Below are 13,320 nucleotides of genomic sequence, written 5' to 3' on the forward strand. Positions count from 1 at the left end.
GTCTCCTTGGGATCGATCGGTCAGGCCACCGCCTGAAGCTCGATCATGTTCGGGTCGAGGCCCTGGGCGCCCGCGACGCTGAGGATGATTTCTCCGTTCAGCAGGATATTCGCCCCGCGGCCGTCAGCGAAATCCTGAACCTCGATCGTGGGATCAGGGTTCAGTTCCGGGTCGAAGATCACCTCGATGCGGTCTTCCGCGGGGTTGAAGTCATTCACGTGTCCCGCGACTTCCGCGCTTTCGATGTAGCTGCCACCGGTGAAGGTATCCGCTCCGGTCCCGCCGATGGCGGTGTCACCCTGGCCCAGAATGATCTGATCATCACCGCTGCCGCCCAGAAGAACGTCGCCCCTATCCTGATCAGTGCTGCCGTCGCCAAAGGTGCCGTCGAGCAGGTCGTCTCCGGAGCCGCCGTTGAGGGTATCGGCGCCGGTCCCGCCTTGCAGGAAGTCATTCGCACCGCCGCCGTGCAGCACGTCATCCCCGTCGCCGCCGAACAGCAGGTCGCGGTCTCCGCCGCCGTCGAGGGTGTCATGCCCGTCGCCGCCGGTGAGGAAGTCGATGCCGCCGCCACCTTGCAGGTTGTCGTCGCCGGTATCGCCATGGAGCTCGTCGTTGCCTTGGCCAGCGGTGAGGGTGTCGTCGCCCTCATCCCCGAACAGCGCGTCGGTTGAGGCAGTGCCTGTCAGGTGGTCATCATTGAGGGTGCCGGTGATCGCATCGTCGCCGCCGGTGTCGAAGATATCGTCAATCGTGGCGCGGGCGGTCAGCATCTCTTCAATGCCGCCGGGTCCGCTCATTTCACTAGCGACCTGATCCAGCACAGCATCCAGATCGGCATCCGTCTGATCGGCGGCCTGCGCCGGATCGGGGTTCTGCATCTGGGTCAGGGGTCCATCTGAGCCGGGATCGCGGGGGGGCGTGGCGGGTTCAGGCTGCGCGTCGGAGGCAGGTAGCGTCTGCGGGGCCGCGTCCTGCATGACGATGCGGATGTGATCGGGGGAGAGGCCCTCGGTGCCGGCGACCATGGACACGGGGAGGCCATTGGCGAGGACGAGCGTTGCGTTGCGCTTCGGATCATGGACGGTGTCGATATCGGGCGCGTCGGCGGCGTCGCCGTCGAATTCCAGCACGAGTGCGTCTGTCTCGGTGTCGAAGCTGTCGACGTAGGACACGGTCTCGCCGCTATCGGTCTCGATCATGGCATCGACCTCGATGTAGTGCCGCGCCGCGTCGGGTTGTGCGGCCTCGGCCCAGGCGCTGTCGGCACGGGCTTCCTGAACCTCGAACGCTTCACTTTCGTCAGGGGTCAGTTCGACCTCGGCCGCACCTGGCGCGTCGGATTGCAGGGCGTCTTGCGGTTCTGCCTCCATCTCGACGGTGTCGGCGTGGGCGTCGAGCAGGTCGGCGAGCCCGTCGACATCGTCGGACAGATCGGAAGCCGCCTCTCCAGCGGCCTCATCAGTTTCGTCCTCATCGGTTTCCTTTTCGATCGGGTTCACGAACCCATCGAGGGCGAGCCCCATGAGGAGCAATGCAAGAAGACTTCCGGCGATGATCATGGCAGATCCCTCGGGTTTTCCGGTCTGGTTGACAGCGGCGGTGGCGTGGCGGGCGACGAATGCTGGCCGGACGCAAGGCTGCGACGGGCCGGGCCCCTGCCTTCTGGCAACAGGCCGGATGGTCGACACGGGCGCCACGCGTCGAGCGTGATCGCGGTCAGACCACCGGGGCGTCCATTTCTATGGACAAGGCATTGCTGAAATCTAAAGCCTCGGGGGCTTCATACGCATTATTTCAGCCAAATTCGCCTTGTTTTTGCGGCTGTGGTTAACGGAGCCCTGTCATCTCGGGCGCAAGTGACGCGGGGGGTTTCATCGTGCGGCGATTCGGTGTAGCTGCGCGCATCTGTGCCGGAAAACCCGGGTCAGACCCTCCATGGGCCCTGCTGGACGACATCCCGGCTTGCGCCATAACCCTTAATCTCGAAGGAGACCCCGATGTCGATTACGCCTGAAGAAAAAGCACGTCTGATGAAAGAGTTCGCCACCAAAGAAGGCGACACCGGCTCCCCTGAAGTTCAGGTTGCCATCCTCACCAGCCGTATCGCGACCCTGACCGAGCACTTCAAAAGCCACAAGAAAGACAACCACTCCCGTCGTGGTCTGTTGATGATGGTTGCGCAGCGCCGGAAGCTTCTGGACTACGCACGCGCCAAGGATGAGGCCCGTTACCAGGACCTGATCAAGCGCCTGGGCATCCGTCGCTAAGACGGCTCCCGGTCAGAAGATCTTGCAGCGCCCGCCTTTCGGTGGGCGTTTTGCGTTTGGCACGCCGGATTGCGCGGACAGCAGGAAACGTAGCGTCAGGATTGATCGGTGCCCGCGGCCTTCGTAGGTTTTTGGCGGGAGGACGGCCGATGATACCTACTTTGCGGGTGTTGGCGAACATGGGAAGCCTGCAACGGCTCTTCCCCCTGTGGCTGCTAGCGGTCGGGCCGGCCGTCGCCTTCTGGACGCCCCTACTGATCCCGGCGCTTCTCTATGGCATCGTGGTGCAGTTCTTCGTGGAATACGTGATGCATCGCTTCCTGCTGCATCGCGAGCCGCCAACGGACCAGAGCCCCTTCAACGAGCTCTACCGGAGCCACATCGGACACCACGAGTTTCCGGCCAATCCCGAGTTCTTCACCGGCGGTGACAATTGGTACGCGGTCAGGTTCGGGCTTGTCTCGACCCTGCTGCACACGCTTGTGCTCTGGCCGTTTCTGGGCCTCGAGACCGCCGCCTTCCTGTCCTACGTCGCGCTTTTCGGCGGGTCGGTCAGCGCCTTTGCGTTCTACGAATACTGCCACACGCTCGCCCATCTGCAGGTGCCGAAGGGATGGTTTGGCAAAGCCGTCACGCAGAGCCATCTGCGCCATCATTTCAACGATCACGACGCGACGTTTCACGTCTCGTTCGGTATGGGATGGATCGACCGCCTGTTCGGCACCACCTACCAGCGAGAGCAGGCGCGGGACCGGTTCGATCCTGAAACGATCCTGTCGATGGGCATGGATCCCGAGGACCTACGCCTCGTCACGGCGCGCAAGGCGTGGGGACTGCCGTCCATGCCGCACCGGGGTCGGGCGCGGTAGGATCGGATCAAGCCTCGGATGCGTTGTTGAGCACGGTCAGCGGCAGGGTGATCCGGTAATGTATCCCGGTTTCCTTCAAGTCGCGCTGAAGCTCTCCGCCAAGGCCGAACTGGACTGCATCGTTCAGAAGATCTGACCCGAAGCCGGAGGATGCCTCGAGGTTCTCAACCTCGGCGCGTTCCTCCCAGAACAATTCGATTCCCTCGTCCGTCTGGCTCCACGTCACGTGAAGCGCCCCTCCGGGACGGCTCAGCGCGCCGTATTTCGAGGCATTGGTGGCCAATTCGTGGAAGGTCAGCGCGATGTAGGTCACCGCTTCCGGCGTCAGGTCGAGCAGCGGACCTGTCAGGTGCAGGTCGAGGCCCTCGGCATCGGCGTAGGGCGCCAGCGCCGCTTCGACCAAGACCTTCAGGCCGGTGATGTGATCATCGTCCTTGCCAAGCGCGAGGTTATGGGACCGGGCCAGCGCGGTGATCCGTCCCTCCAGCAGATTGACCATGCTGGCCTTGTCCTCTGCCTCGCGCGCCGAAAGACGCAGAAGGCTGCTGGTTACCGTGAAGAGGTTCTTCAGCCTGTGGCTCATTTCCTCGACCAGCATCAGGTTGCGCCGGGCGTTGGCCTGCAGCCGCATCTGGTCTTCTGCAAGGTTGGTGACATCGCGGAGTATCTTGCGATCTTCGTCCGATCACGTCCGGGGCTGGTCGCTGATCGCGCAGAAAGAGCCGATGATCGCCCCGTCCGGCGCGTGCAGCGGCTCGCCCAGGTAGGCGATGACGTTCAGATCCTCGATCGCGGCATTGTCCGATAGCAGGGGATGTTCGCGCGCATCGACCACGGCGAGGCTTTCTTCGGTGGTGACAACATATTGGCAGAACGAATGGGTCAGCGGGGTTTCGCGCGTTTCCGCGTAATGACCCTGCAAACCCTCTTCTGCCTTGAAGAATTGGCGCTTGGAATCGACGAGGGACACGAGGCTGACCGGTACGCCAAGCAGCCGGGACGCCAGCCGCGAAAGGCGGTCGAAGCCCTCTTCCTTGTCCGAGTCCATCAACCCTGTCTGGGCCAGACTGTTCAGACGCTCGGTGTCGCCTAGAATCTGTTCGTGGTCCTGAGGGGCGACGCTCGGAAATTCGCCCTCGTTATCAAGTGGTTTAGGCATTCTGTAACTATCAGGTCGCATGGAGGCCCCCCCAATCAGACCATTCCTCAGGCTTAACGAACGTTCTTCAGAGTAACAGATTGTTTCGGCTTAGATAGCTGTTAGTTCCGATATGGCAATGCACGGCGTATCTGCAGCAAATTCGCCGTTCATCCGTCTCTATGCGCGAGACGGTTTCCAAACAACAAAAATTACTGTATGGGCGCTCTATCTGAGACGAGACGCTCTGACCCCGGCGTTCGCAAAGGACAGGGGTCGGCGGCAATGGGGCCGCCATATGGATGAGGGACCGCGCAGGGGCGCGGAGTGCCCTCGAATAGGAAACTAGATGTTCAACATTGTTAAGAAAGAGATCCAGTGGGGCGAAGAAACGCTGACGCTGGAAACCGGCCGTGTGGCTCGCCAGGCCGATGGGTCTGTCATTGCGACGTTGGGGGAAACCTCCGTCATGGCGAACGTGACCTTCGCCAAGCAACCGAAGCCCGGAATGGATTTCTTCCCGCTTACGGTTCACTACCAGGAAAAATACTACGCTGCGGGCAAGGTCCCCGGCGGTTTCTTCAAGCGTGAGGCCCGCCCCACCGAGAAGGAAACACTCACCGCGCGTCTGATCGACCGTCCGATCCGCCCGCTGTTCGTCCCCGGTTTCAAGAACGAAACCCTCGTGATGTGCACCGTGCTGTCCCACGACCTCGTCAACGACCCCGACATGGTCGCGATGATCGCGGCTTCCGCTGCGCTGACCATCTCCGGTGCGCCGTTCCGCGGCCCGATCGCCGGTTGCCGCGTGGGCTTCGAGGATGGCGAATACATCCTGAACCCCGAGATCGACGACATGCACGATCTGCGCAACAACCCCGATCAGCGCCTCGATCTGGTTGTTGCAGGCACCAAGGACGCCGTGATGATGGTGGAATCGGAAGCCTATGAGCTGACCGAATCCGAAATGCTCGGCGCGGTGAAATTCGCCCACGACAGCATCCAGCCGGTCATCGACCTGATCATCGATCTGGCCGAAGACGCCGCGAAAGAGCCGTTCGACTTCCAGGCCCCCGATTACTCGGAGCTGTTCGAAGCCGTTCGTTCCGCCGGCGAAGACAAGATGCGCGAAGCCTATGCGATCTCCGACAAGCTGGAGCGTCAGGCCGCCGTTGCCGCCGTCAAGGAAGGCGTGAAGGAAGGCCTCTCGGAGGAGCAGCTGGAGGATCCGAACCTCTCCGCCGCCCTGAAGAAGCTGGAATCCACCGTGCTTCGTTCGGACGTCGTCAAGAACGGTCGCCGCATCGACGGCCGTGCCCTGGACGAGATCCGTGACATCGTGGCCGAGACCAAGGTCCTGCCCCGGACCCACGGCTCCGCGCTGTTCACCCGTGGCGAGACCCAGGCGCTTTGCGTCACCACGCTCGGCACCGGTGACGACGAGCAGTTCATCGACGCGCTGCACGGCAACTTCAAATCCAACTTCCTGCTGCATTACAACTTCCCGCCCTACTCGGTCGGCGAAGCAGGTCGCGTGGGCCCTCCGGGCCGCCGCGAGATCGGTCACGGCAAGCTGGCATGGCGCGCCCTGCAGGCGGTTCTGCCCGCCCCGACCGACTTCCCCTACACCGTGCGCATGGTCTCCGAGATCACTGAATCCAACGGCTCGTCCTCCATGGCGTCCGTTTGCGGTGGCTCCCTCTCCATGATGGACGCGGGCGTTCCGCTGAAGGCAGCGGTTGCCGGTGTCGCCATGGGTCTGGTGCTGGAAGAGGACGGCTCCTACGGCATCCTGTCCGACATCCTGGGTGACGAAGATCACCTCGGCGACATGGACTTCAAGGTTGCCGGTACCGAAGCGGGCATCACGTCCCTGCAGATGGACATCAAGGTCGCCGGCATCACGCAAGAGATCATGGAAAAGGCGCTGGAGCAGGCGAAAGCCGGTCGTCTCCACATCCTCGGCGAGATGGCGAAAGCCGTGTCCGAAGCGGGTGAGTTCTCCGAGCACGCGCCGCGCATCGAGACCATGCAGATCCCGACCGACAAGATCCGTGAAGTGATCGGCTCGGGCGGCAAGGTCATCCGCGAGATCGTGGAAGTCTCGGGCGCCAAGGTCGACATCAACGACGAAGGCATCATCAAGATCGCCTCGCCGAACGGTGAAGCCATCAAGAAGGCCTACGACATGATTCACTCGATCGTGGCGGAGCCGGAAGAGGGCAAGATCTACAAGGGCAAGGTCGTGAAGATCGTCGACTTCGGCGCCTTCGTGAACTTCTTCGGCAAGCGCGATGGCCTGGTCCACGTGTCCCAGATCAAGAACGAGCGCCTGAACCACCCCTCCGACGTCCTCTCCGAGGGCCAGGAAGTCTGGGTCAAGCTCCTGGGCTTCGACGATCGCGGCAAGGTCCGCCTTGCGATGAAGATGGTCGACCAGGAAACTGGCGAAGAAGTCTCCAAGGCAGATGCCTAAGGCACTTCTCGGGACGAGGTTTGAAGACAAATTCTCGTCCCGGCAGCTAAAGGCGATTGCCCGGTATCATCTGGGCATCGTCAAACATCTGTTTATCCATATTCCGAAGAACGGCGGCCTCTCCCTGCGCAATTCCCGCGCCATGCGCCGCAAGATGGTTCTGGCTGATCATGGTGTTTCCCGGTGACTGTTCTTGTCGTCGCGGGAAGGTCCAGGCCACAGCCTTCTTCACGAAAAAAGTAGCGGCAGGAACTTTTACGCCGATGTTACGGTTTTCCTTACATCATTGTGACTGGGCGCGACCCTCTGGGGTCTTGTTCGCAGAGGTTACAATGCAAACAATAGAAACGACTGATTCTTGGATGAAAATCCGCTATACGACCGATAAGGACGAATAAAATGCTGACCCGCCGCCATTTCATTGTCACCACGACGACGCTGTTTTCCAGCGCTCTGGTGTCCCCCGCGCTTGCGCAAGATGCCGTTGGGATCGAGATCGACGAAGCACCCGATACCGGTGGTGCCGGGGGCCAGAACCCCTGGGGCCTGCATCCCCGCTTCATGCCGACACGCGTCGCCGCCAACGATGGCCTGAACGCTGGCGACATCCACGTGGATCCGAAAGCGCGCTTCCTGTACCACATCGAAGAGGGCGGAACCGCCATGCGTTACGGCGTCGCCGTGGGGCGTGCAGGGCTCTACCAGCCCGGCAACTTCCGCATCCAGCGTGTGGTGGAGTGGCCGTCCTGGACGCCCACCGCGAACATGATCCGCCGCGAGCCTGAGGTTTACGGCCAATATGCGGGCGGCGTTCCCGGTGGCCCCGACAACCCCTTGGGCGCCCGTGCCCTCTACCTCTACGCGGGCGGTCGCGACACGTACCTGCGCATCCATGGCACGCCGCAGCCGTGGTCGATCGGTACCTCGGCCTCGTCCGGTTGCGTGCGTCTGGTCAACGACCACGTCATCGCGCTGGCCGAGAACGTGACGCCCGGTCGCCGGGCGATCCTGCACAGCTAGGTTCACCTGACAATTGCGCCCATGAAAAAGCCCCGGTCGATGCCGGGGCTTTCTCGTCTTTGGTGTGCTGTATGCTGGTCTTCGCTGAAGGCCTCAGCCCGGCAGCTTCGCCATCCGCAGGTAGGGCAGCTTCGTGTCGATCGAGCCGTATTTCGCGATCGCATCCTCGTCCGAGACGGCGACCGGCACGACGACATCCTGACCCGGTGTCCAGTTCGCGGGCGTGGCCACGTTTTCCTTTGCAGCGGTCTGCAACCCGTCGAGCGCACGCAGCACCTCGGCGAAGTTGCGGCCCACGTTCATCGGGTAGGTCATCGTCAGCTTCAGCTTCTTGTCCGGACCGATGATGAAGACCGCGCGCACGGTGGCGGTGTCATTTGGCGTGCGACCGTCAGGCAGGTAGGCCTCGGCGGGGAGCATGTCGAAAGCCTTGGAGACCTCCAGCTCGGGGTCGGCGATGATCGGGAAGGTCGGCTCGGCGCCGGCGACGGATTGGATGTCGTTCTTCCACCGCTTGTGCTCTTCCACGCCGTCCACGGAGACGCCGATCACCTTGGTGTTCCGAGCGGCCCATTCGTCGGCCAGTTGTGCGACGGCGCCAAACTCGGTGGTGCAGACAGGCGTGAAATCCTTGGGGTGGGAGAACAGGATCGCCCACTGATCGCCCACGAAATCGTGCAGCGAAGTGGTGCCTTGGTCGGTCTCGACCGTGATGTTCGGGATCTCGTCGTTGATGCGAAGGCCCATGTCTCGTTCCTTTCCTGTTTGGTGGCAGTTCGGGTTCTACATAGGGGGTCTCCGGCAAGGGGTGAAGGTACCGCGCGCGATAAGGGCTGTCATCGGCGCCGAGGCTTCCTCCGCGAACGGGCGTTCCGACTGTCTCCACAGGGGCGAACGCAGGGTCTTGCGGTGGCGTCGCCGCAATGTCACGGTCTCGCGCGAAACAGACCGGAGGCTCCGATGAGCAACGCAAAGAATTTCTACATCGACGGCAAATGGGTGGCCCCGGCCAAGGCCCGCGATCTGGCCGTCATCGACCCCTCGACCGAGGAAGTCTGCGAGACGATTTCGCTCGGCGACCAAGCCGACACCGACGCCGCCGTGGCCGCGGCGCGCCGCGCCTTCACCAGCTGGAGCCAGACCGACCCGGCCGAGCGCATCGCGGTGGCCGAGAAGTTGCTGGAGGTCTACAAGGCCCGTTCCGAGGACATGGCGCAGGCGATCAGCCGCGAGATGGGCGCGCCCCAGGACCTCGCCCGCGCGCAACAGGTCGGCGCCGGCTCCTGGCACCTCGAAGGGTTCATCAAGGCGGCGAAGGATTTCGTCTGGGATCATCCCCTGGGCGACTGGGCCCCGAACGAGCGGACGGTCTACGAACCGATCGGTGTCTGCGCCCTGATCACGCCGTGGAACTGGCCGATGAACCAGATCGTCCTGAAGGTCGTGCCTGCGTTGCTGACCGGCTGCACGATGATACTCAAACCCTCCGAGATCGCGCCGCTCTCGGGCATCCTGTTCTCCGAGATGATGGACGAGGCGGGCGTGCCTGCGGGCGTCTACAACATGGTGAACGGTGACGGACCGGGCGTTGGCAGCCAGCTGTCGGCGCACAAGGACGTGGATATGGTCAGCTTCACCGGCTCCACCCGGGCCGGGCGTCTGATCTCGAAAGCGGGCGCTGACACGATCAAGCGCATCAGCCTCGAGTTGGGCGGCAAGGGGGCGAACATCATCTTCGCGGATGCCGACGAGAAGGCCGTGAAGCAAGGCGTGATCCGCTGCTTCCGCAATACCGGTCAGTCGTGCAACGCGCCGACCCGGATGCTGGTCGAGCGCTCGCGCTACGACGAAGCGGTGGAGCAGGCGGCCGAGACGGCGGCCAAGGTCACCGTGGGTCCGGCCTCGGAAGAAGGCCGCCATATCGGGCCGGCGGTGTCGGAGCTGCAGTTCAACAAGATCCAGGACCTGATCCAGGTCGGCATCGACGAGGGTGCCAAGCTGATCGCGGGCGGGACTGGCCGTCCGGAGAACCTCAACCGCGGTTATTATATCCGCCCCACGGTCTTCGCGGATGTGACGCCGGACATGACGATCTACCGGGAAGAAATCTTTGGACCGGTCCTGTCGATCATGCCTTTCGACAGCGAAGACGAGGCAGTGGCGATTGCCAATGACACGGACTACGGCCTGACGAACTACGTCCAGACGGGCGATGTCGAGAAGCTGCGCCGGGTCGCGCGGCAGCTGCGCTCGGGCATGGTCGAGGGTAATGGCAACGGCTTTGCCCAGGGCTCTCCTTTCGGGGGCTACAAGCAGTCCGGTAACGGGCGCGAAGGGGGGCGCTTCGGCCTGCACGAGTTCCTCGAGACCAAGGCGGTTTCCGGCTGGGGCTGAGAAATTTTTGGCGTGCGGGGGAGTTGTTTCCCGCACGCCTGAGTTTTCGGTGTGCAGGCGTGCGCACTGAGTCTAATTGACTGAAAATATTTTATTTTCCTCTTGATCGCAGCGGTGTCGTGGCTTGAAAAGCTGCGGTTTTTCTTTTTTGGAGGGGGCGGCGCTTGCCTTCGGCATCGCCCCTCCCGCCCTCCCGTATGGTGTTTCGGTCGGCGTTTCTGAGCGGCGCTCCCTCTGACCGCGCGACGATTGCGCGCGCACTCTCGGGCAGCAGCGTACGCGGCGGCGGGGGGAGCCTCCGGCGGGAGTTGTATCGGCCAAGATGAAGGAGCGGTGGGGCGCGGGTTGAGGGCTAGAAGGGCACCTTGGCGCGGAAGGTCATGCCGATGCCGCCGTCGGGGTGGCGGAGTTTGAGGCTTTCGGCGTGGAGCATCAGGCGCGGGAAGGTGCGCGCGGGGCCCTTGGCGTAGAAGGGGTCGCCAAGGATCGGGTGGCCGATTTCGAGCATGTGGACGCGGAGTTGATGGGAGCGGCCGGTTCGGGGGTAGAGCCGCATGCGGGTGGTGCCGTCCTCGATCCGCATCCGGCGCCAGTCGGTCTGCGCGGGTTTGCCGGTTTCATAATTCACGTGTTGCAGCGGACGATTGGGCCAATCCACGATGAGGGGCAGGTCGATGTGGCCTTCTTTTTCGGCCACTTCGCCCCAGACGCGGGCGACATAGGTCTTCTTCATCTGCCGCTTTTCGAATTGCAGGCCGAGGTGGCGTTGCGCGTGCGGGGTGCGGGCGAAGACCATGACGCCGGAGGTGTCCATGTCGAGACGGTGGACGAGAAGAACCTCGGGGAAGGCGGCCTGGAGGCGGGCGATCAGGCAATCGGACAGGTGCTCGCCTTTGCCGGGCACCGACAGGAGGCCCGCGGGTTTGTTGACCAGCAGGAGCTCGTGATCCTCGTGGAGGATGTCCAGCGGGGTCTCGGGCGGGGAATAGACGAAATCAGAACTCACGGGGGGTCACTGCGCTTTCAGAAAGGCGGGAAAATTGAACGCGAAGAGTGCGAGGGTCAGCGCGAGGAGGAGGCGACGGTCGCGTTGATCCTCGGCGCTGGTGAGCCAGTATTTCGCCTGCCTCAGGAAGGCGCCCACGCCGGGGAACATTGCGCGGCTCTGTTCGGCGTTGCGGCGGCGAAAAAGGAACAGGGTGCGGAACATCATGAAGGCCCAGGCCAGAAACACGAGCCCTTGCAGGGTGAGGAGAATGCTCTGCGCGACGGTCATTGGTGGTGCCTTCCGGAGGGTCTTGGCCGGTGTACGAGGCAGGCCATAGCAGCAAAGCCCCCGCGCGCCTAGGTGGGGGGGAATTACTGCGCGGGCCAAGGGGCGCAGTCAGATGCCGATGAAGGGCTGTGCCAGCCGCGGCAGGAGGCTGCGGAAGCGCAGTTTCGCGTCGGTGGCGACGAGGCAGATGCAATCCTCTCCCGGCTCCGCGATGGGTTGGTGGGTGATCTCCGTGTCCGCGACCTCCAGATCGCCACGGGCGAAGCGGCCGCCCTCATCCCGGTAAGCGCCTTGCAGCACCAGCGTCATTTCCGAGCCGTGGTGGCTGTGCACCGGCATTTCGCGGCCCGCGGGAATCAGCAGGAGCCGGGCGATGCCGCCCTCGTCGCTGTGCAGCACGCATTGCTTCACGCCGCCGCCCACGGCGCGCCAGGAGACGGCGGTCTCATCTCCGCCGACCGCGTCTTGCAGGGGCGCGGGAAAAAGACCCTTCGCGTGCGGGGTGGGGCGCGGGGCCGGCGCTGCACCGTCTATTTTGGCGAGCGTTTGTTGCAGGCTGTCCGGCGCGGGCGCGGCCCGGTCCAGATCCTCGGCATCGAGATCGCAGAGCACGGCCCCGCCCAGTGCCTCGAAGGTCTCCAGCCGGGCGCGGGCGTCGTCGCTGAGCGAGACATGGGTGGCGAGCACGAGGTCGAAGGCTTGCGACAGCGTGCCGGTCGCATAGCCCATCAGCACGTCGTCGGGGGCGGTATGGTGCGTGTCGGTCATCGGTTCGCTTCAGGTCATGGCATGGCGCAGGCGGTCGAGCGCCAGGCGGATGCGGGATTTGATGGTGCCAAGGGGCAGGCCGGTTTCGAGCGAGATCTCGGCATGGGAGAGATCGCCGAAATAGGCGCGCTGCACGAGGCTGCGTTGCTTTTCGGGGAGCTTGGCCAGCGCTGCGGCAAGCCGCTCGGTATCTTGTTGCAGGGCAAGCGCCTCGGCCTGCTCGGGCGGGGCTTCGGGGCCCCAGGGCAGATCCTCGGGCTCGGGCCGGGCGGCGCGGCGCAGCAGGTCGATCCGGCGGTTGCGGGCGATGGTGAAGATCCACGTCGCCACGGAGGCGCGTGCGGGGTCATACATGTGAGCCTTGCGCCAGAGGGTGGCCATGACGTCCTGCATACAATCCTCCGCGAGGCTGGCATCGGCCCCGGATTTCATCAGGAACGCCTTTACCCGTGGGGCGAAATGCCGAAACAATTCGGCAAAGGCGGCCTGATCCTGGTTCTGCGCGATGGCGGCCATTTGCGTGGCCCATTGCGCCTGAGAGTCTTCGTCTGCCGTCACGATCGTTCCACAAGTCTCTGTTGCCGAATGGAATTCTGCCCCATCCGCCGTCGCACCCACGGTCTGGTGCCGTGGCCGCTCGTGATCAGCTTATTCATGTTACGATGGGGCGGCCAGAGTGGATCACAATGACTGGCACCGGAGCGGGGGTGGGTTTGTTCTGCATCAAGGCGAGACGCGGTGGGGCGTGGTGTCGTGCCGGGGTGGACAGGAGGATGGACAGATGGAGATTTCAGCGAGAGCGGTGGCGCAGGTGATCCTGATGGGCCACGAAATGGGCCGCGCCGAGGGCGAATTGCGCGGGTTCATCGAGCGGCTGGGCCAAGAGGAGCAGGCCGAACTGGTAGCGATTTTCTGGGTCGGCCGCGGCAGTTTCGACGCCGAGGAATTCGCCGAAGCGCGGGCGGTGGCGCTGCGCGAGGCGACGGTGCCGACCGCGGATTACCTGTTCGGGAGCCCGCATTTTGCGGACCATTTGGAAGCGGGCGCCGAGGCGTTGGATCTGGACGTGGCTGGGCAGGAGGACGATCTGCTCTGACGCCTCAGGGGCG

15 protein-coding genes are annotated in these 13,320 nt (G+C 63.5%); 7 read left to right on the forward strand and 8 right to left on the reverse strand.

What is annotated here, in order from left to right:
- Positions 1-20 precede the first annotated feature (20 nt).
- The gene (locus KYE46_RS02740) at positions 21-1,562 is read right to left on the reverse strand and encodes a calcium-binding protein (RefSeq protein WP_219003298.1); all 1,542 of its coding nucleotides are present in this window, start codon (positions 1,560-1,562) and stop codon (positions 21-23) included.
- 438 nt (positions 1,563-2,000) lie between these two features.
- Between KYE46_RS02740 and rpsO the strand changes: the two genes are divergently transcribed.
- The gene (rpsO, locus tag KYE46_RS02745; protein ID WP_219003299.1) at positions 2,001-2,270 is read left to right on the forward strand and encodes a 30S ribosomal protein S15; all 270 of its coding nucleotides are present in this window, start codon (positions 2,001-2,003) and stop codon (positions 2,268-2,270) included.
- 149 nt (positions 2,271-2,419) lie between these two features.
- Positions 2,420-3,139: a sterol desaturase family protein gene (locus KYE46_RS02750; RefSeq protein WP_219003300.1), complete on the forward strand. Its 720-nt coding sequence runs from the start codon at positions 2,420-2,422 to the stop codon at positions 3,137-3,139.
- A 7-nt stretch (positions 3,140-3,146) separates the two neighbouring features.
- On the opposite strand, the gene KYE46_RS02755 is transcribed toward KYE46_RS02750, so the two are convergent.
- Positions 3,147-3,770 carry an HWE histidine kinase domain-containing protein gene (locus KYE46_RS02755; RefSeq protein WP_219003301.1) on the reverse strand — a complete coding sequence of 208 codons (624 nt, stop codon included), beginning with the start codon at positions 3,768-3,770 and terminating at the stop codon, positions 3,147-3,149.
- A 54-nt stretch (positions 3,771-3,824) separates the two neighbouring features.
- Positions 3,825-4,298 carry a GAF domain-containing protein gene (locus KYE46_RS02760; RefSeq protein ID WP_219003302.1) on the reverse strand — a complete coding sequence of 158 codons (474 nt, stop codon included), beginning with the start codon at positions 4,296-4,298 and terminating at the stop codon, positions 3,825-3,827.
- Between the two features lie 328 nt (positions 4,299-4,626).
- Here KYE46_RS02760 and pnp point away from each other — a divergent pair, with 328 nt between their 5' ends.
- The 3 genes from pnp (at position 4,627) to KYE46_RS02775 (ending at position 7,773) form a co-directional block, all read left to right on the forward strand.
- Complete coding sequence (gene pnp, locus KYE46_RS02765; protein WP_219003303.1) at positions 4,627-6,753, forward strand: polyribonucleotide nucleotidyltransferase; 2,127 nt, start codon at positions 4,627-4,629, stop codon at positions 6,751-6,753.
- Entirely contained in the window at positions 6,746-6,940 is a 195-nt protein-coding gene (locus KYE46_RS02770) for a hypothetical protein (protein ID WP_219003304.1), read from the forward strand. The genes pnp and KYE46_RS02770 overlap by 8 nt, the downstream gene beginning before the upstream one ends.
- 212 nt (positions 6,941-7,152) lie before the next feature.
- A complete protein-coding gene (locus tag KYE46_RS02775; protein ID WP_219003306.1) occupies positions 7,153-7,773 on the forward strand; it encodes a L,D-transpeptidase in 621 nt (206 codons plus the stop codon).
- A gap of 93 nt (positions 7,774-7,866) precedes the next feature.
- Here KYE46_RS02775 and KYE46_RS02780 read toward each other — a convergent pair whose 3' ends face one another.
- On the reverse strand, positions 7,867-8,520 hold the full coding sequence (locus tag KYE46_RS02780) for a peroxiredoxin (RefSeq protein WP_219003309.1): 654 nt from the start codon (positions 8,518-8,520) through the stop codon (positions 7,867-7,869).
- Positions 8,521-8,733: 213 nt separating this feature from the next.
- Here KYE46_RS02780 and KYE46_RS02785 point away from each other — a divergent pair, with 213 nt between their 5' ends.
- A complete protein-coding gene (locus KYE46_RS02785; RefSeq protein ID WP_219003311.1) occupies positions 8,734-10,167 on the forward strand; it encodes an aldehyde dehydrogenase family protein in 1,434 nt (477 codons plus the stop codon).
- Positions 10,168-10,519: 352 nt separating this feature from the next.
- On the opposite strand, the gene KYE46_RS02790 is transcribed toward KYE46_RS02785, so the two are convergent.
- The 4 genes from KYE46_RS02790 to KYE46_RS02805 form a co-directional block, all read right to left on the reverse strand.
- Positions 10,520-11,173, reverse strand: coding sequence for an RluA family pseudouridine synthase (locus tag KYE46_RS02790; protein WP_219003313.1), 654 nt, complete (start codon positions 11,171-11,173; stop codon positions 10,520-10,522).
- Between the two features lie 6 nt (positions 11,174-11,179).
- Positions 11,180-11,443, reverse strand: coding sequence for a hypothetical protein (locus KYE46_RS02795; protein ID WP_219003315.1), 264 nt, complete (start codon positions 11,441-11,443; stop codon positions 11,180-11,182).
- Between the two features lie 108 nt (positions 11,444-11,551).
- Positions 11,552-12,211, reverse strand: a complete 660-nt coding sequence (locus KYE46_RS02800; RefSeq protein ID WP_219003317.1) for a ChrR family anti-sigma-E factor — start codon at positions 12,209-12,211, stop codon at positions 11,552-11,554.
- Positions 12,212-12,220: 9 nt separating this feature from the next.
- Entirely contained in the window at positions 12,221-12,727 is a 507-nt protein-coding gene (locus KYE46_RS02805) for a sigma-70 family RNA polymerase sigma factor (protein ID WP_219004984.1), read from the reverse strand.
- A gap of 265 nt (positions 12,728-12,992) precedes the next feature.
- Between KYE46_RS02805 and KYE46_RS02810 the strand changes: the two genes are divergently transcribed.
- Entirely contained in the window at positions 12,993-13,307 is a 315-nt protein-coding gene (locus tag KYE46_RS02810) for a DUF3775 domain-containing protein (protein ID WP_219003319.1), read from the forward strand.
- Positions 13,308-13,320: the final 13 nt, after the last annotated feature.

Origin of the sequence: Gymnodinialimonas ceratoperidinii (genome assembly GCF_019297855.1) — a bacterium.
In the GTDB taxonomy this organism is placed as follows: domain Bacteria; phylum Pseudomonadota; class Alphaproteobacteria; order Rhodobacterales; family Rhodobacteraceae; genus Gymnodinialimonas; species Gymnodinialimonas ceratoperidinii.